This window comes from Kitasatospora sp. NPDC057965, assembly GCF_042887135.1.
Taxonomy (GTDB): domain Bacteria; phylum Actinomycetota; class Actinomycetes; order Streptomycetales; family Streptomycetaceae; genus Kitasatospora.
Genome location: NZ_JBHVPZ010000004.1, coordinates 82572 through 100157, shown reverse-complemented (window position 1 = coordinate 100157; position 17586 = coordinate 82572). Strand labels below are relative to the sequence as shown.

Below are 17586 nucleotides of genomic sequence, written 5' to 3'. Positions count from 1 at the left end.
CCGGGCCCCGTGTCCGTGCCGCGGGCCGGTTACTCCAGGCCCGCCAGCACCAGCGGCAGCCGGCGCGCGCCGTCGGCGGTGAGCTTCACCGGCACGCCCCAGTCCTGCTGGTGGACGTGGCAGGCCGGGTACTCGATCGCCGGGTCGTCGTCGCAGGACGCCGCCATCGCCGAGACGTGCAGCACGCCCTCGGTCACCGTGTCGGAGAGCACCAGCTCACGGGAGAGCGCGGAGTCCGCGCCCGCGCCGGAGACCAGCAGTTCGGGCGGGGTGGCGCTGACCAGCAGCCGGGTGGACGGGCCGTAGCGCTCGTCCAGCTTCTGGCCGGTGGGGGCCTGGAAGACCACGTCCAGCCGCAGGGCGCCCGGGGCGACCTCGGTGGCGGCCCGCTGGGTGCGGTGCGCCACCGCGTCCACCCGGACGGCCTCCTCGGGCAGCCGCAGCCTGGTCAGCCGGTGCCGGGCGGACTCGACCACCACGATGTCGCCGTCGGCCAGCACCGCGCCGGACGGCTCGCGCAGGTCGGTGGCCAGCGTGCTGACCTCGCCGCTCGCCGGGTCGTAGCGGCGCAGCGCGTGGTTGTAGGTGTCGCTGACGGCCACCGAGCCGTCCGGCAGCACGGTGACGCCCAGCGGGTGCTGCAGCAGGGCCTGACCGGCCGCGCCGTCCCGGTGCCCGAAGTCGAACAGGCCGGTGCCGACGGCGCTGTGCACGGTCCCTGTTCCACGTGAAACCCAGCGCAGCGCCGAGGTCTCGGAGTCGGCGACCCAGAGCCGCTCGCCGTCCGCCGAGACCGCCAGGCCGGACGGCTGGGCGAACCAGGCCTCGGCGACGGGGCCGTCGACCAGGCCCTCGTTGGTGGTGCCGGCCGCGACGCCGACGGTGCCGGTGGCCGGGTCGTACGCCCACAGCTGGTGGACGCCGGCCATCGCGATCCACACCCGGCCGTCGAACCAGGCGACGTCCCAGGGCGAGGAGAGGTCCACCTCGCGGGCCGGTCCCTCGGTCGCGGAGCCCTGCCACCACTGCCGTCCGGTGCCGGCCAGCGTGGTCACCTTGCCGTCGGCGAGCCGGACGCCGCGCAGCGCGTGGTTGACGGTGTCGGCGACGACCACGTCGTAGTCGACGGTGCCCTCCGGCAGCAGCGCCAGGCCCTGCGGCTCGCTGAACCGGGGCGCGGTGCCGTCCACCAGCCCGCGCACGCCGTCGCCGATCCGGCGCACCACGGTCTCGCCGTCGGCCTCCAGCTCGACGAGCGAGTGGTGGCCGGAGTCGGCCACCAGGAAGTGGCCGTTCGGCAGCCGGACGGCCTTGCCGGGGAACTTGAGGTCCCCGGCGGTCGGCTCGGGCGCCACGTACGGGCCGTCGCCGCGTCGCAGCGTGCCCTTCGCCGCGTGCTCGGCCTCCAGCTCCTCGACCAGCCGGGCGATGGCGTGCGCGTGGCCCTCGCCGGCGTGCTGGGCGACCACGTACCCCTCCGGGTCGATCACCACCAGCGTCGGCCAGGCCCGCACCGCGTACTGCTTCCAGGTCGCGAGCGCCGGGTCGTCCAGCACCGGGTGGTGCACCTCGTACCGGTCCACCGCGTCCACCACGGCCCGGTGGTCGGCCTCGTGCACGAACTTGGGCGAGTGCACGCCGACGATCACCACGGTGTCCCGGTGCTTCTCCTCCAGCTCCCGCAGCTCGTCGAGGACGTGCAGACAGTTGATGCAGCAGAACGTCCAGAAGTCCAGAATGGTGATCTTGCCCCGGAAGTCGGCGAGCGCCAGCTCCTTGCCCCCGGTGTTCAGCCAACCGCCTGCCCCGACCAGCTCGGGGGCGCGTACACGTGCACGAGATGCCATAACCCCATCAAACCGCACGGCGGGTGTCCGCATTCCGGGCACCCGGGGGTGCCCGGACGGGACGACGGGCTCGGGCGACGAGGTGGGGCAGGAAGCGGGCGCCCTGGTGGGTGATGGGGCTGTCGTCGGTCTCGCGGATGCCGAGGCCGGCGGCATCGCCGTCGCAGCCGATGGTGCGGGAGGGTTCCGTTCCCGCTCGGAGCCCGACCGCGATGGGTTATCTTTTGCCGATCCTTGACCGTGGGAGGAAGCCCGCGCAACGGGCGGCCCGGCCCGCGGTGTGCGACCTGCGACACGGACCCCGGGGGGCTGGACAACCCATGAACGACATCCTGCACGGTCTCGGCGCGGCGGCGGCCTTCGGCGGCGTCGGCGTGGTCCTGCTGCTGCTCGGCATCGGCCTGGTGGACGCCCTGACGCCCGGCCGGCTCGGCCACCAGATCTGGATGGAGCGCAACCGCAACGCCGCCGTGCTGCTCAGCTCGGCGCTGCTCGGCATCGGCGGCATCGTCTTCACCGCGATCCTCTACACCTACGAGGACTTCGGGAAGGGCCTGGTCTCCACCGCCTGCTTCGGCCTGCTGGGGCTGGTGCTGATGGCCGTCGCCTTCTGGGTGGTGGATCTGCTGACGCCGGGCAAGCTGGGCGCGATCCTGGTCGACCCGGAGCCGCACCCGGCGGTCTGGGTGACCGCCAGCTGCAACCTCGCGGTGGCGGCGATCGTGTCCGCCGCGATCGCCTAGACCGGCGCGATCGCCCGGGGCCCGACGCGATCGCCCGGGCCGGAGCGGGCGTCAGGCGGCCGGGTGCGGGACGCCGTTCAGCACGTGCTGCCGTCCCCAGGCGCCCAGCGGTGCCAGCGCCTCGTTGAGCCGCCGCCCGGCCGGCGTGAGCGAGTACTCGACCCGCGGCGGCACCTCGTCGTACGACTCGCGGTGCACGATGCCGTCCGCCTCCAGTTCGCGCAGGTGGGCGGCGAGCACCTTCTCGGTGATCCCCGGCACCTGCCGGCGCAGCTCGCCGAAGCGCAGGCTCGGCCGCTCGGCCAGCGCCCAGAGGATCAGCACCTTCCACTTGCCGCCGATCACGTCCATCGCGGCGTCGATCCCGCACACGTGCGCACCGGGCCTCGGCACGGTTGCCGTCATGTCCCGCCCCCACCCCTTCGCCGGCCTGTTCGCTCACCTCAGGGTAACCACCCACTCCGAAGTGCGTACTTGATCGTTTCCGGGGGCGGAACCAGGCTGAACGGCATGACACGGAACCTTTCTGACACCTCCTCGACGACCTCGCCCGCCCCGCTCACCCTGCTCGGCCTCGGCGCGATGGGCACCGCGCTGGCCGGTGCCTGGCTCGCCGCCGGGCACCCGCTCACCGTCTGGAACCGCACCGCCGCCCGGGCCGAACCGCTCGCCGCCCGGGGCGCCGTCGTCGTCGCCACCGCGGCCGAAGCGGTCGCCGCCAACCGGCTGGTGGTGGTGTGCCTGCTCGACGACGACTCGGTCGAGGAGGCGCTGGCCGACGCCGACCTCACCGGCCGGGACGTCGTCAACCTGATCACCAGCACCCCCGGCACGGCCCGCGCCCGCGCCGCCTGGGCGACCGGGCGCGGCGCCCGCTACCTGGACGGCGGGATCATGGCCGTCCCGCCGATGATCGGCGTCCCGCAGGCCGGCCCGTACGTCTTCTACAGCGGTTCGCAGGAGCTGTTCGAGGAGCACCGGGCGGCGCTCGCGGCCCCGGCCGACGCCCGCTACGTGGGTGCGGACGCCGGTCTCGCCGCGCTGCACGACGTGGCGCTGCTGAGCGCGATGTACGGGATGCTCGGTGGTGTCGCGCACGCGTTCGCGCTGGTGCGCGGCGAGTCCGTCGACCCGCGCTCGCTGGCCCCGCTGCTCTCGTCCTGGCTCACCGCGATGACCGGCTCGGTCGCGGCCACCGCCGAGCAGCTGGCGGCCGGCGACTACACCGGCGGCGTCGTCTCCAATCTGGCGATGCAGGTCGCCGGCGTGCCGACCTTCCTGCGCACCGCCGAGGAACAGGGTGTGAGCCCCGAACTGCTCACCCCCTACTTCGGCCTGATGCGGCGCCGCCTCGCCGCCGACCCGGCCCGGCACGGCGTGGAGGACCTCACCGGAGTGATCGACCTCCTGCGCGCGTAGCGGCCCGGCACCCGGCGCGCGGTCAGCCGGCCGCCGGGCGGTCGGCGGCGAGGCGGCGGCGCAGGGCCGGGTCGGTGAGGGGGCGGGGCTGCCAGACGCCGTCCGGGGGGTAGACGTCGGTGCCGGGCGGGACGATCGCGTCGATGCGGTCCAGGGTGGCGTCGTCGAGCACGAGGCCGGCGCCCTTGAGGGCCGACTCCAGCTGGCCGAGGGTGCGTGGTCCGATGATCACCGAGGTGACCGCCGGGTGCGCCAACGGGAAGGCGAGGGCCAGTTCGGGCAGGGTGCGGCCGAGGCCCTCGGCGACGGCGGTCAGCTCCTCGACCGCGGCCAGCTTGGCCTGGTTGACCGGCAGCGCCGGGTCGAAGCGGGCCGGCATCAGGGCGGGCCGGCCGCTGGTCAGGTCGACCGGCCGGTCCTTGCGGTAGCGGCCGGTGAGGAAGCCGGAGGCGAGCGGGGACCAGGTCAGCGCCCCCATGCCGAGCCGCTGCACGGTCGGCAGGACGGCGCGCTCGACGCCGCGGGCGAGCAGCGAGTACGGCGGCTGCTCGGTGCGGAACCGGGGCAGGCCGCGCCGCTCGGCGAGGTGGTGGGCCTCGACGAGGTCGTGGGCGGGGAAGGTCGAGCAGCCGAAGGCGAGGATCTTTCCGGCCCGCACCAGGTCGCCGAGGACGGCGAGGGTCTCCTCCAGGTCGGTGGCGGGGTCGGGCCGGTGCACCTGGTAGAGGTCGATCCGGTCGGTGCGCAGCCGGCGCAGGCTCTCCTCGACCTCGCGGACGATCCAGCGGCGGGAGTTGCCGCCCCGGTTGCGGCCCTCGCCCATCGGGAAGTGCACCTTGGTGGCGAGCACGACGTCGTCGCGGTCGCCGCGGGCCTGCAGGGCCTTGCCGACGATCTCCTCGGACTCGCCGGCCGAGTACATGTCGGCGGTGTCCACGAAGTTGATGCCCGCGTCGAGCGCGGCGTGGACGATCCGGGCGCAGTCGTCGTGGTCGGGGTTGCCGATCGCGCCGAACATCATCGTGCCGAGGCAGTAGGTGCTGACCTCGATGCCGGTGCCGCCGAGGGTGCGGTAGCGCATGGTGGTGGTCCCCCTGGGGTCCGTCGGTGGTGGGTGCGGTTCGCTGATTCCGCTGCCGACCCTAGGAGTTGGAGTGCGCTCCAACGCAAGGCGCGGTCCCGGGGGTGCGCGGTCCCGGGAGTTTCCCTCTGCCGGGGGAGCCGGTTCGTCCCGGCGGGCGAGGTGCGGCCGGTAGGGCCGCTGCGACCGTGGCGGTATGACGACGGTGGACGGGCGGCGGCCGGCGGGCCGGTGGCGGCGGGTGGACGGATGGCGGACCGACGGGCGGGCGGTGGCCGCCTGGGGCGTCGGCTACGCGGTGTTCGGCGCGGGCTGCGCGCTGGGCGGGACAGCGCTGTTCGGTGCCGCCGCGGTGGGCTGGGCGGTGGTGGCGGTGGGTCTGGCCGCGGCGGCGGCCGGGGCGGTGCTGGGCGCGGCCGGGCCGGGTCGCGCGGTGCGCGGAGTGCTCTGGACGCTCTGCGGACTCGCCGTGGCCGGCGCTTTCGGCCTGCTGATGGACGCGATCACGCTGCTGTTCGGCCAGGGCGTGGACAGCGGGCCGGGCGCGGCGCAGCACGTGCTGGCGGCTCTCGGCGCGGGGCTGCTGGCGGCCGCGGCGCGCTCCGGCACCGCGCCGTCCGCCGGCTCGCGCTCCGCGGGTCCGCGCTCGGCCGCCCCGCGCCCCGCCCCGTCGGCCGCCCCGCGCCCTGCCCCGTCGGACGCCCCGCGCCCCGCCCCGTCGGCCGCCTCGGGGGCGGTCCAGCTCACGGCGCTCGCGGGGAGTGCGGCGTTCGTGCCGTACGTGGCGATGAAGCTGTGCTGGGCCTCCGGCGGCACCTTCGCCGGGATGAGCGGCGCCGAGATGCACGCCGCCTCCGTGCGCAACGGCGCCTCCGGGATCTGGCTCACCCTGGAGTCCTGGGGCCTGGACGGGACCGCGCTGCTGGCGGGGCTCGGGGTGTTCCTGCTCTGGGGGCTGGTCCGCCCCTGGGGGCAGGTGTTCCCGCGCTGGACCCTCCCGCTGGCCGGCCGCCCGGTGCCGCGCCGGCTGCCGCTGGTGCCCGCCCTGCTGGGGGCGGCCACCCTCGCGCCGTACGGGGTGGTGGGCGTCGGCTGGTCGGCGCTGGCCACGGCGGGGGTGGTGGAGGTGCCGCCCGGTGACTTCCCGACGGCGGCGGACACTCTGCTGGTCGCCTGGATCGGCCTGGGCGCGTTCGCGGTGTACGGGGCGGCCCTGGCGGTGGCGGCCCGCTCGTACTGGCGGCGCACCGCCCGCTGAGCGGTCGGGCGGGTGTTGCTGAAACAGCAACGAAAGTTGCCTCCCTCCTGGTGGTCGGCGCAGCCTGGCGGTGGAGGTGATCGCCGTGAGCGAGATGCGAAACGGGACCGTTCCCGAGAGTTCCGCCGCCACCGACGGCCACGACGTCGTGGTGGTCGGCGGCGGTGCCGCCGGGCTGAGCGCGGCCCTGGTGCTGGCCCGGGCCTGCCGCCGGGTGGCCGTGGTGGACGCCGGTCAGCCGCGCAACGCCCCGGCCGAGCGGATGGGGGGCTTCCTCTCCCGGGACGGCGTGCCCCCGGCCGCGCTGCTGGAGACCGGCCGCGCCGAACTGGCGGGGTACGGGGTCGACCTGCTCGACGCCCGGGTGGACCACGTCGAGCCGGTGCCCGCCGCGGACGCGCTCGCCTTCGACGTCCACCTGGCCGGCGGCCCGGCCCTGCGCGCCCGCCGGGTGGTGGTCGCCACCGGTCTGCGCGACGGCCTGCCGGAGCTGCCGGGCCTGGTCGAACGCTGGGGCCGCGACGTACTGCACTGCCCGTACTGCCACGGCTACGAGGTCCGCGACCGCCCGCTGGGCGTGCTGGGCACCCACCCGGGCGCGGTGCACCAGGCGCTGCTGCTGCGCCAGTGGTCGGCGGACGTGGTACTGCTCGCGCACACCCTGGAGCTGTCCGCGGACGACCGTGCCCGGCTCGGCGTCCGGGGCGTGCGGGTCGTCGAGGGCGAGGTCAAGCGGGTGGTGGTCACGGACGACCGGCTGCGCGGCGTCGAACTGGCGGACGGTACGGCCGTGCCGCGCGAGGCGGTGTTCCTCTTCCCGCGCATGGTGCCCCGGGACGCCCTGCTGTTCGGCCTGGACTGCGAGCGCGACGAGCAGGGCTGGGTGACCACCGACCGCACGGGCCGCACCAGCGTGCCCGGGGTGTGGGCGGTGGGCAACGTCGCCGACCCGCGCGCCCAGGTGGTCACCGCCGCCGGAGCGGGCGCCGCGGCGGCGTTCGCGCTCAACCACGACCTGGTGGACGAGGACGTCGAGCGCGCCCTCGTCGCCGCCTGAACCGACCCACCGAGAGGACGGAGTCCCCCATGACACCGCACGCCCACACCCATCGGCACGGCCACTCCCACGGCCACGCGCCCGCCCACCCGCACGGTCACCAGCACGGTCAGGAGGCCGAGTTCGACTGGGACGCCCTGGCCGGCCACCTGGAGCGCGAGGCCGAACTCAAGGTGCCGGCGGTCACCGAGGCCGCCCGGTGGCTGGGCGCTCTGCTGGACGGCGCCCCCGTCCACCGGGTGCTCGACGTGGGCAGCGGCCCCGGCGTGGTCGCCGGGCTGCTCGCGGACGCCTTCCCGGCCGCCGAGGTCGTCGCCGTGGACCAGTCGGACGCCCTGCTGGAGCGCGCCCGCACCCGCTCGGCCGGTCGCGTCGGTACCCACCGCGCCGACCTGCCGGAGGAGTTCGGCACGCTCGGCAGGGCCGACCTGGTCTGGTCCGGCAACGCGATCCACCACCTGGGCGATCAGCAGGCCGCGCTGACCGCGCTGGCCGCAGCCCTGCGCCAGGGCGGTCTGCTGGCCGTCGCCGAGGGCGGCCTCCCGGCCCGCTACCTCCCGCGCGACCTCGGCCTCGGCCGCCCCGGCCTGCAGGCCCGCCTGGACGCGGCGCACGAGGAGACCTTCGCGGCGATGCGCGAGTCCGTCCCGGACGCGGTGGCGGTGGTCGAGGACTGGCCGGCCCTGCTGGCCGCCGCCGGGCTGATCCCCACCGGCAGCCGGACCTTCCTGGTCGACCACCCGGCCCCGCTGGACACCCCGGCCCGCGAGTTCCTGCACGTCCAGCTCTCGCGCCGCCGCGGGCAGTTGGCCGATCTGCTGGACGAGTCCGACCTCGCCGCGCTGGACGCCCTGCTGGACCCCGAGGCCCCCACCGGCATCCTCGCCCGCCCCGACGCCTTCTACCTCGCGGCCCTCACCGTGCACACCGCCCGGAAGGTCTAGGCGAGGTCCGCAACTCGCCGTCGGCGCGGGCAGGACGGTCCGGCCGCGGGCGGAACGGCGGTCAGTGGTCCGGCTTGCGGTGCCGGCCGGTTCCCCGGCGCAGCAGCGGGACGGGCGTGTCCGCGTGCGGGAAGAGGGCCTGCGGCCCGGAGGCCCGCTCGGGGCGGACGATCAGCGGATAGGCCCCGGCGTAGTCCTGTGCCACCGCGAGGGGCTGCCAGGTGTGGCCGTCCCACTCGACCACCAGCCGGGGCACGTCCTGGAAGAGGTGTGCGGCGCGCCGGGGTCCGGGGGCGAGGGTGATCGCGTCCCGCGTCCCCGGGGCCCGGCGGCGGCGTGCCCGCTCGGCGTACCAATGGGCCAACGGCTCGTCGGCCAGGGGTTCTTCGGCGAACGGATCGTCCTCGGCGGCCATCGTCGGCGCCTCCCTCGCGTGTCGGTCGGGACGGCCAGTCTGGCCGATCCGCCGGGCGCCGGGCGATTCCACGATCGGGTGAAAAACCGATGGACGGCCGCCTCCCGGCACGGGGAGACGGCCGTCCGTCGAACACGCGCCTGTGCGGCCAGGCGCCTACGTGCCTATTCGCCGCCGCCGAAGCGCTCGGTCCAGGAGGCCAGGTCCTCGTCCGTGATCTTCGCGAACAGCACCGGCGGCACCGTGAACGGCGTCCCGGCCGGCACCGCGTCCAGCGCCCGCGCCGCGTCCGCGTCCACCCAGGTGGCGGTGCGCGCCGGGGCGTCGGCGGGCAGCGCGAAGGCCTCGCGCATCGCCTGCGCCGCCGCCGGGATGAACGGCTCGGAGACCACCGCGTACAGGTGGATGAGGTTCATCGCCGTGCGCAGCGTCAGCGCCGCCGCCTCCGGGTCGGTCTTCACCTGCAGCCAGGGCGCCTTCTCGTCCAGGTAGGCGTTGCCCGCGCTCCACAGGGTGCGCAGGCTCTGCGCCGCCTTGCGGAAGTTGAGCGCCTCCAGCTGCGCCTCGTAGTCGGCCAGCAGTTCGGCGATCTGCGCGCCCAGCCGCTGCTCCGCCTCGCCCGCCGGGTTCCCGGCCGGCACGTCGTCGCCGAACCGCTTGCGGCTGAAGGACAGCACCCGGTTGACGAAGTTGCCGAGGGTGTCGGCGAGGTCCTTGTTGACCACCGAGGCGAAGAGGTCCCAGGTGAAGCTGGAGTCGTCCGACTCGGGCGCGTGGGCCATCAGGAAGTAGCGCCAGTAGTCGGCCGGCAGCAGCTCCAGGGCGACGTCGGTGAAGATGCCCCGCTTCTGGCTGGTGGAGAACTTCCCGCCGTAGTACGTCAGCCAGTTGAAGGCCTTGACGTAGTCGACCTTCTTCCAGGGCTTGCGCGAGCCGAGGATCGTGGCCGGGAACATCACCGTGTGGAACGGGACGTTGTCCTTGGCCATGAACTCGGTGTAGCGGACCGTCTCGTCCGCCTCGTACCACCAGGACTTCCAGTCCCGCAGCTCGCCGGACGGCGCCGCGTCCGACCACTCCTTCGTCGCGCCGATGTACTCGATCGGCGCGTCGAACCAGACGTAGAAGACCTTGCCCGCGGCCGCCAGCTCCGGCCACACGTCGGCCGGGACCGGCACGCCCCACTCCAGGTCACGGGTGATCGCGCGGTCCTGCAGGCCCTCGGTCAGCCACTTGCGGGCGATCGAGGAGGCCAGCACCGGCCACTCGTCGCCGTGCGCGGCGACCCAGTCCTCCACCTGTCCGGTCAGCTTCGACTGGAGCAGGAACAGGTGCTTGGTCTCCCGCACCTCCAGGTCCGCGCTGCCGCTGATCGCCGAGCGCGGCTCCAGCAGGTCGGTCGGGTCCAGCACGCGGGTGCAGTTCTCGCACTGGTCGCCGCGGGCCTTGTCGTAGCCGCAGTGCGGGCAGGTGCCGACGATGTACCGGTCCGGCAGGAAGCGGCCGTCCGCGTTGGAGTACACCTGGCGGATCGCCCGCTCCTCGATGAAGCCGTTGGCGTGCAGCTCGCGGGCGATCTCCTGGGTGATCTCCCGGTTCTGCGGCGAGGAGCTGCGGCCGAAGTAGTCGAAGGAGAGCCGGAAGCCGTCGTAGACCGCCTTCTGCTGGTGGTGCGCCCGCGCGCAGAACTCCGCCACCGGCAGTCCGGCCTCCTGCGCGGCCAGCTCGGCCGGCGTCCCGTGCTCGTCGGTCGCGCAGATGTACAGCACCTCGTGCCCGCGCTGGCGCAGGTACCGCGAGTAGACGTCCGCCGGCAGCATGGACCCGACCATGTTGCCCAGGTGCTTGATCCCGTTGATATAGGGGAGGGCGCTGGTGATCAGGTGCCGAGCCATCCTCGGATGCTCCGATTTCTCCCGCACGCACCCCTGTCCCGGAGTGCCGTGACGGGCGCAGGGTCTGGGACGGCGAGGGGAACCGGGCACAGGCGCCGCCTCCCGGGCTGCCGGCCAGAGCGACGTTCCACTGTGGGCTCCCCAATCCTAGCGAAGCCCGCCCCTCCCCCTCGCGTCCATTTCCCCGGGGCCGCCGCGCCGCGCTCCGCCGCCCCCGCGGGACGGAGGGGCGGCGGAGCGGGACACGCCCTACCGCTCGACGAAGTGGTCGAACTCGCCGGCCTTCACCCCGAGGACGAAGGCGGCCCACTTGCGGGGGGTGGTGCGGACGACGATGGCGTCGTTCCTGGGGTCGCGGATCTCGACCATGCCGTTGACGGTGCGGATCTCCAGGGCGTCGTCGCCCTCGCCGCCGGGGGCGGCCTTCTGCCAGCTGTCCATGAGGTGGGCTCCTCTGTCGGGGGTGGGTGGGTCACCGGGTGGTGAGGTGGTCGAACTCGCCGCGTTTGACGCCCTCGATCCAGCGGGCGAAGGCCTCGGCGGTGGTGGTGACGGCGGAGTCGGGGGTGTCGGACTCGCGGATCTCGATCCGTCCGTCGGCGGCCCGCACTTCGAGGCACTGGTTGCTGTTGCCGCTCATCGAGGACTTCTGCCAGTCGGTCATCGGGGTGGCCGGCCTTCCAGGTCCGTCATGATGCGCCGGACGAAGTCGCGGGTCTCCTCGGGGGCCAGGGCGAGGGAGTCGGACTCGGTGACGATCGAGCGGTAGGACGCCAGGTCCGCCTCCGAGTCGATGAACTGCGGTCCCTGGGTCAGGTCGATCTGCACCGTGTCCAGCTCGGGGACCGGTCCGTGGGCGAGGAAGAGGTCCTCGCCCGAGCCGGGATAGGTGTCGACGCTGAAGGGGATCGCGCGGACGGTGACCCCGGGGCGCTCGGCGTCGTCCAGCAGGCTGGCGAGCTGTTCGCGCAGGACCGCGGGGCCGCCGAACTGCATCCGCAGCGCGGCCTCGTGTATGAACGCGGTGAACGGCCGGCCGGCGGCCAGGACCTGCTGGCGCTCGGTGCGGAAGGCGGTCCGTACGTCGGCGTCGTGGCGCGGCAGCGGCGGACGCAGCCGGGCGAACATCGCGGCGGCGTACCGGCCGGTCTGGAGCAGGCCCGGGATCGAGGTGGTGTTCAGGACGAGCAGGGACTCGGCGTGGTGCTCCAGTTCGGCGATGTCGAGCATCCCGGCGGGGACGCGCCCGCGGAAGTGGTGCCACCAGTGCTTGCCGCGGTCCTGGGTCATCAGCGTCAGGGCCTCGACGAGCGGGGGGTTGGAGCACCGGCAGGCGGCGGCCCAGGAGCGGAGGCGGTCGGCGCTGATGCCCGACTTCCCGTTCTCCATCTGGGAGATCTTGGGAACGTCCGTGCCCAGGGCCGCCGCCATGGCCTTCGGGGTCATGCCCGCGTGCTCGCGCAACTTGCGCAGTTCCGAACCGAGTCGTTGCTGGCGCACGCTGGGCGACAGGCGTGGGGGCATGCGCGTCTCTCCTCGGTCGGTGCCTTCGGTGCAGTTTGCCGCCCCGTGGACACCGGGTCCACCGTGTCGCTCGATAGGGTGAAGTGCGCCAGACGCAGTAGCAACTGTTGCCCCTGAAACCCTAGCGTCGTCGCCATGGGGCCGGTCTGCGCCGGCAGCCGGGCCCCACCCCTCAACTGGACTGGAGACAGTCGATGTTGCTTCCACCGGGGATCGGGGCCGAGCCCGACGGGCCGCGCCGCGGGCGGTCGCGCGGCGCCGTCCGGCCGCCCTCGCCCCGAACCCGTGCGCGAGGGCTTGACCTCGTCGCCGCTTTGGCCGATGACTGGGGTGTGGAACTCATCGGGGTGTGCGGCGGGGCGGTCCGGGCCGTGGCGGCGGTCGATCGCTGATGGCCGTGGTGTTGCTGACGGGCCTGCTGGTGTCGGTGGTCTTCGTCGGGGTGGTCGCGCAGATCATCGCGACCCGTCAGCCACGGGAACGGCGGTCGGGCAAACGGGACTTGGCGCCCCGTAGGGAGAAATAGCGGTCAGCCGGCGGCGAGCCGCCGCTCCAGGCGGGCGCGGGCGGCCGGCCACTCGTCGCGCAGCATCCCGAAGTGGGCGGTGTCCCGCCAGACGCCGTTGGCGCGCCGCTTGTCGTGGCGGTGCACGCCCTCGAAACGGGCGCCCAGCCGCTGGATCGCGGTGCGCGAACGGTCGTTGAGCGCGTCGGTCTTCCAGAACACCCGGCCCATGCCCAACTCCTCGAACGCGTGGACGAGCAGCAGCAGCTTCGCCTCGGTGTTGACGGCGGTGCGCCAGACCGACCGGGCGTACCAGGTGCCGCCGATCTCGACGAGCTCGTCCTCGGCGCTGAACGCGTAGTAACCGGTGATGCCGACGGCCCGGCCGGACGCGAGCTCGATCACGGCGAACTTCACGGCCCTCCCGGCCGCCGCCTCGGCGAGCCGGAAGTCGAGGATCGCGCCCAGCTCCTCCTCCGAGGCCGGCGGGGCGAACGGGATCCACCGCCACACCTCCGGGTCCGGGCCGACGGTGTCCCACAGGTCGGACAGGTGGCGGCGCTCCAGCGGCTCCAGGCGGACGTGGCGGCCGGTGAGGACGACGGGCACGGGCAGCTTCGCGGTCATGATCCGGAACGGTAGCCCGTCAATGTACTAGAGGCAATTGTTTTTTGTGCTAGTTCAATGATCCGGGGGCAAAGGAAGAGGCCCTGCGGACCGAGCGGTCCGCAGGGCCTCCCCGGGAGGACCCGGCCTACAGGAACGAGTTGATCTGGATCGTCTCGTCGCGGCCCGGGCCGACGCCGATGGCCGAGATCGGGGCGCCCGACATCTCCTCCAGCGCCTTCACGTACGCCTGGGCGTTCTTCGGAAGCTCGGCGAAGGTCTTCGCCTTGCTGATGTCCTCGCTCCAGCCCGGCAGCGTCTCGTAGATCGGCTTGGCGTGGTGGAAGTCGGACTGGTTGTACGGCAGCTCCTCGACCCGCTGCCCGTCGATCTCGTACGCCACGCAGACCGGGATCTGCTCCCAGCCGGTGAGCACGTCGAGCTTGGTGAGGAAGAAGTCGGTGAGGCCGTTGACCCGGGTCGCGTAGCGCGCGATCACCGCGTCGAACCAGCCGCAGCGGCGGTCGCGGCCGGTGGTGACGCCGCGCTCGCCGCCGATGCGGCGCAGCGCCTCGCCGTCCTCGTCGAGCAGCTCGGTCGGGAACGGGCCGGAGCCGACGCGGGTGGTGTAGGCCTTCAGGATGCCGATGACCCGGTCGATCTTGGTGGGGCCGATGCCGGAGCCGGTGCAGGCGCCGCCCGAGGTCGGGTTGCTGGAGGTGACGAACGGGTACGTGCCGTGGTCGACGTCGAGCAGGGTGCCCTGGCCGCCCTCCAGCAGGACGACCTTGCCGGCCTTCAGCGCCTCGTCGAGCACCAGGGTGGTGTCGGCCAGGAACGGCTTGATCTTGTCCGCGTAGCCCAGGTACTCCTCCAGCACCAGGTCGGCGGGGATGGCGCGGCGGTTGTACAGCTTGACCAGCAGCTGGTTCTTGTCGTGCAGCGCCGCCTCGATCTTCTGGCGCAGGATCGACTCGTCGAAGAGGTCCTGGACCCGGATGCCGACGCGGTTGATCTTGTCCGCGTAGGTCGGGCCGATGCCGCGGCCGGTGGTGCCGATCCGGCGCTTGCCGAGGAAGCGCTCGGTGACCTTGTCCAGGGTGCGGTGGTACGGCGTGATCAGGTGGGCGTTGCCCGAGATCAGCAGCTTGGAGGTGTCGATGCCGCGCTCGTTCAGGCCGTTGAGCTCGGAGAGCAGCACGCCCGGGTCGATGACGACGCCGTTGCCGATCACCGGCGTCACATTCGGGCTGAGGATGCCGGAAGGCAGCAGGTGCAGCGCGTACTTCTGGTCGCCGATGACCACCGTGTGACCGGCGTTGTTGCCGCCCTGGTAGCGGACGACGTAGTCGACGGAGCCGCCGAGGAGGTCGGTCGCCTTCCCCTTGCCCTCGTCTCCCCACTGAGCGCCAACGAGCACGAGTGCCGGCACAGGCGTACACCCCTTCCGGTTGGGGCATCCTGCGTAGGCCGCAGTCTGCCCCGAGATAGACGAAGCCCCTGGCGCAATAGCGCAAGGGGCTCTTGCACCGAGAGATTACCTGAGGAAGGACCGGTTGTGTCGTCCCTGTCCACGCCTGCAACCGGCGGCCCGGAGCCGCTTCTCCTGCTCCTCGACCCGGCGGCCCGGCAGTCCGACGGCGAGTCGGTGCGGATCGCGAGGGACGTTCTCTCCGGTGGGACGGACGTCAAGGTGGCCTGTCCGGAGACGCCTTCCGAGCTCGACCGGGTGCTTTCGCACCGCGGCCGGAGGCGACCGGTGGTGATCGGTTCCGATCTGGCCCTCCAGCGGGTGCTCCAGGCGCTCCACCGCCAACGTGAGCTGGGGACGGACCCGGTGGGCCTGGTGCCGGTCGGCCGGCCGGAGGAGGTGGCGGCGGCCCGCGGACTGGGCGTTCCGGCGGCCCCGGTGGCGGCGGCGCGGGCGGTGCTGGCGGGCGCGCCGCGCAAGCTGGACCTGCTGGTCGACGACGGCGGCGGGGTGGCGCTCGGCGGGGTGCGGATCTCGGGGAGCGGATCTCGGCGGCCGGTGGGCCGTCCGAGCGGCTGGCGTTCGCTATGGGCGAAACTGGCTGCGGCCGAGCAGGGGACCGTACTCACCCCGGAGCGGACCGGACGCCCGGGCCGGGGCGAGCCGGGCGCCGGGGAGCAGAGCTCGCGGCTGCGGGTCGAGGCGGACGGCCGGCTGCTCGCCGACGTGCACCGGCCGGTCCGGGTGGTCCAGGTGACCCTGCCGGCCGGCGGGGCGGCCGGCGAGGGCGTGATGGAGATCGTGGTCCGCGCCCCCGGTGCCCTGCTCCGGGCGAAGGCGGCCAGCGTCTCGGTGGCCGGCCGCGGCTTCGGCTACCTGGCGGACGGCCGCCCGGTCGGGCCGGTCCGGGCCCGCACCTGGACGGTCCACCCGGGGTGCTGGGGCCTGCTGCTGCCCGCCGCGCCGCCGCCCCGCGCCGACGGTGCCCCCGGGTGAGCAGGCTCACGTTGGACGAACGGCGGACGAACGCCGGGCGAAGCGCCGGACCCGCCCGGAACACGCCAACGGGCGCGGGCCGCAAGGCCGGGCGGGTCGGCCGTCCGTTCCCGCAGACGCAAACCCGTCTCTGGTAAGGGGTTTTGTCTACGCGCGTTACCGGCCCACGCCCGGTCAGCTCCGGTCGCCCGGGTGCCCGAGGGCCGGATCGGCTGGCCTAGACTCGAAGGCGTGCCACGTGGTGACGGAAGACTCAACCACGATCTTCTTCCCGGCGAGAAAGGCCCCCAGGACGCTTGCGGCGTCTTCGGTGTCTGGGCTCCCGGCGAGGAGGTCGCCAAGCTCACGTTCTTCGGCCTTTACGCCCTGCAGCACCGCGGTCAGGAATCCGCGGGCATCGCAGTGAGCAACGGCTCCCAGATTCTCGTCTTCAAGGACATGGGGCTCGTCTCCCAGGTCTTCGACGAGGCCTCGCTGGGGTCGTTGCACGGGCATATCGCCGTCGGACACGCCCGCTACTCGACCACCGGTTCCTCGGTCTGGGAGAACGCCCAGCCGACCTTCCGGGCGACCGTGCACGGCTCGCTGGCCCTCGGTCACAACGGAAACCTGGTGAACACCGCCGAACTGGCGGCCATGGTCGCCGAACTCCCCGGCGAGGAGCACGTCTCCCGCTCCGGGAGGACGGCCGCGACCAACGACACCGACCTGGTGACGGCGCTGCTCGCCGGCCACCCGGAGCTCTCCATCGAGGAGACCGCCAAGGTCGTCCTGCCCAAGGTCAAGGGCGCCTTCTCGCTCGTCTTCATGGACGAGAACACGCTCTACGCCGCCCGTGACCCGCAGGGCATCCGCCCGCTGGTGCTGGGCAGGCTGGAGCGCGGCTGGGTGGTCGCCTCCGAGACCGCGGCGCTGGACATCTGCGGCGCCTCCTTCATCCGCGAGGTCGAGCCGGGCGAGCTCATCGCCATCGACGAGAACGGCATGCGCACCTCCCGGTTCGCCGAGGCGAAGCCCAAGGGCTGCGTCTTCGAGTACGTCTACCTCGCCCGCCCGGACACCACCATCGCCGGCCGCAACGTCCACCTCTCCCGCGTGGAGATGGGCCGCCGGCTGGCGAAGGAGGCCCCGGTCGAGGCCGACCTGGTGATAGCGACGCCGGAGTCCGGCACCCCGGCCGCGATCGGGTACGCCGAGGCCAGCGGCATCCCCTACGGCTCCGGCCTGGTGAAGAACGCCTACGTGGGCCGCACCTTCATCCAGCCCAGCCAGACCATCCGCCAGCTCGGCATCCGGCTGAAGCTCAACCCGCTGCGCGAGGTCATCCGGGGCAAGCGCCTGGTCGTGGTCGACGACTCGATCGTCCGCGGCAACACCCAGCGCGCCCTGGTGAAGATGCTCCGCGAGGCCGGCGCCGCCGAGGTCCACATCCGGATCTCCTCGCCGCCGGTGAAGTGGCCGTGCTTCTTCGGCATCGACTTCGCCACCCGCGCGGAGCTGATCGCCAACGGCATGACCATCGAGGAGATCGGCCGCACCCTCGGCGCGGACTCGCTCTCCTACATCTCGATCGACGGCATGATCGAGGCCACCAAGCAGCCGAAGGACCGGCTCTGCCGGGCGTGCTTCGACGGTGAGTACCCGATGGAGCTGCCGGACCCGGCGCTGCTCGGCAAGCTCCTGCTGGAGGCCGAGATCAAGGGCGGCCAGCAGACCCCCGCGGTCCGCGGCAAGCCGACCAGCGGCAGCGACCTGGACGGCGTCCAGTCGCTGCTCGGCGGGGCGGGCGCGGCCGACGCGCTGCGCCGCCCGTAACGAGCCCACG

General features: G+C 73.5%; 17 protein-coding genes. 7 read left to right on the top strand and 10 right to left on the bottom strand.

Annotation, left to right across the window (positions count from 1 at the left end):
- Positions 1 to 29 precede the first annotated feature (29 nt).
- Complete coding sequence (locus ACFVVU_RS06275) at positions 30 to 1847, bottom strand: NHL domain-containing thioredoxin family protein (RefSeq protein ID WP_387788561.1); 1818 nt, start codon at positions 1845 to 1847, stop codon at positions 30 to 32.
- A gap of 320 nt (positions 1848 to 2167) precedes the next feature.
- Between ACFVVU_RS06275 and ACFVVU_RS06270 the strand changes: the two genes are divergently transcribed.
- Complete coding sequence (locus ACFVVU_RS06270; protein ID WP_380683049.1) at positions 2168 to 2590, top strand: DUF350 domain-containing protein; 423 nt, start codon at positions 2168 to 2170, stop codon at positions 2588 to 2590.
- Between the two features lie 51 nt (positions 2591 to 2641).
- Here ACFVVU_RS06270 and ACFVVU_RS06265 read toward each other — a convergent pair whose 3' ends face one another.
- On the bottom strand, positions 2642 to 2995 hold the full coding sequence (locus tag ACFVVU_RS06265) for a winged helix-turn-helix transcriptional regulator (RefSeq protein ID WP_380683050.1): 354 nt from the start codon (positions 2993 to 2995) through the stop codon (positions 2642 to 2644).
- A 105-nt stretch (positions 2996 to 3100) separates the two neighbouring features.
- Here ACFVVU_RS06265 and ACFVVU_RS06260 point away from each other — a divergent pair, with 105 nt between their 5' ends.
- Positions 3101 to 4009, top strand: coding sequence for an NAD(P)-binding domain-containing protein (locus ACFVVU_RS06260; RefSeq protein ID WP_380683051.1), 909 nt, complete (start codon positions 3101 to 3103; stop codon positions 4007 to 4009).
- 22 nt (positions 4010 to 4031) lie between these two features.
- Here ACFVVU_RS06260 and ACFVVU_RS06255 read toward each other — a convergent pair whose 3' ends face one another.
- Complete coding sequence (locus ACFVVU_RS06255; RefSeq protein ID WP_380683052.1) at positions 4032 to 5090, bottom strand: aldo/keto reductase; 1059 nt, start codon at positions 5088 to 5090, stop codon at positions 4032 to 4034.
- Between the two features lie 196 nt (positions 5091 to 5286).
- Here ACFVVU_RS06255 and ACFVVU_RS06250 point away from each other — a divergent pair, with 196 nt between their 5' ends.
- The 3 genes from ACFVVU_RS06250 to ACFVVU_RS06240 all read left to right on the top strand — a co-directional run bounded on the left by ACFVVU_RS06250 (position 5287) and on the right by ACFVVU_RS06240 (position 8349).
- Positions 5287 to 6348: a hypothetical protein gene (locus tag ACFVVU_RS06250; RefSeq protein ID WP_387788560.1), complete on the top strand. Its 1062-nt coding sequence runs from the start codon at positions 5287 to 5289 to the stop codon at positions 6346 to 6348.
- 94 nt (positions 6349 to 6442) lie between these two features.
- The gene (locus ACFVVU_RS06245) at positions 6443 to 7405 is read left to right on the top strand and encodes an NAD(P)/FAD-dependent oxidoreductase (protein ID WP_387788692.1); all 963 of its coding nucleotides are present in this window, start codon (positions 6443 to 6445) and stop codon (positions 7403 to 7405) included.
- Between the two features lie 29 nt (positions 7406 to 7434).
- Positions 7435 to 8349, top strand: a complete 915-nt coding sequence (locus ACFVVU_RS06240; protein ID WP_387788559.1) for a class I SAM-dependent methyltransferase — start codon at positions 7435 to 7437, stop codon at positions 8347 to 8349.
- Between the two features lie 61 nt (positions 8350 to 8410).
- Here the strand turns inward: ACFVVU_RS06240 and ACFVVU_RS06235 are convergent, their stop codons facing one another.
- The 7 genes from ACFVVU_RS06235 to ACFVVU_RS06205 all read right to left on the bottom strand — a co-directional run bounded on the left by ACFVVU_RS06235 (position 8411) and on the right by ACFVVU_RS06205 (position 14726).
- Entirely contained in the window at positions 8411 to 8764 is a 354-nt protein-coding gene (locus ACFVVU_RS06235; RefSeq protein WP_380683055.1) for a DUF6087 family protein, read from the bottom strand.
- Between the two features lie 164 nt (positions 8765 to 8928).
- The gene (gene metG / locus ACFVVU_RS06230; RefSeq protein WP_387788558.1) at positions 8929 to 10659 is read right to left on the bottom strand and encodes a methionine--tRNA ligase; all 1731 of its coding nucleotides are present in this window, start codon (positions 10657 to 10659) and stop codon (positions 8929 to 8931) included.
- A gap of 249 nt (positions 10660 to 10908) precedes the next feature.
- Positions 10909 to 11100 carry a DUF397 domain-containing protein gene (locus ACFVVU_RS06225; RefSeq protein WP_380683057.1) on the bottom strand — a complete coding sequence of 64 codons (192 nt, stop codon included), beginning with the start codon at positions 11098 to 11100 and terminating at the stop codon, positions 10909 to 10911.
- Positions 11101 to 11131: 31 nt separating this feature from the next.
- The gene (locus ACFVVU_RS06220) at positions 11132 to 11323 is read right to left on the bottom strand and encodes a DUF397 domain-containing protein (RefSeq protein ID WP_380683058.1); all 192 of its coding nucleotides are present in this window, start codon (positions 11321 to 11323) and stop codon (positions 11132 to 11134) included.
- Entirely contained in the window at positions 11320 to 12183 is an 864-nt protein-coding gene (locus ACFVVU_RS06215; RefSeq protein ID WP_380683059.1) for a helix-turn-helix domain-containing protein, read from the bottom strand. Before ACFVVU_RS06215 ends, ACFVVU_RS06220 begins: the two co-directional genes overlap by 4 nt.
- 529 nt (positions 12184 to 12712) lie before the next feature.
- Positions 12713 to 13315, bottom strand: a complete 603-nt coding sequence (locus ACFVVU_RS06210; protein WP_387788557.1) for a GNAT family N-acetyltransferase — start codon at positions 13313 to 13315, stop codon at positions 12713 to 12715.
- A gap of 127 nt (positions 13316 to 13442) precedes the next feature.
- On the bottom strand, positions 13443 to 14726 hold the full coding sequence (locus tag ACFVVU_RS06205) for an adenylosuccinate synthase (protein WP_380683061.1): 1284 nt from the start codon (positions 14724 to 14726) through the stop codon (positions 13443 to 13445).
- 126 nt (positions 14727 to 14852) lie between these two features.
- Between ACFVVU_RS06205 and ACFVVU_RS06200 the strand changes: the two genes are divergently transcribed.
- Together ACFVVU_RS06200 and purF are read left to right on the top strand one after the other, a co-directional pair.
- Positions 14853 to 15761, top strand: coding sequence for a diacylglycerol kinase (locus tag ACFVVU_RS06200; RefSeq protein ID WP_380683062.1), 909 nt, complete (start codon positions 14853 to 14855; stop codon positions 15759 to 15761).
- A gap of 231 nt (positions 15762 to 15992) precedes the next feature.
- Complete coding sequence (gene purF / locus ACFVVU_RS06195) at positions 15993 to 17576, top strand: amidophosphoribosyltransferase (protein WP_355362164.1); 1584 nt, start codon at positions 15993 to 15995, stop codon at positions 17574 to 17576.
- The last annotated feature ends 10 nt before the right edge of the window (positions 17577 to 17586 follow it).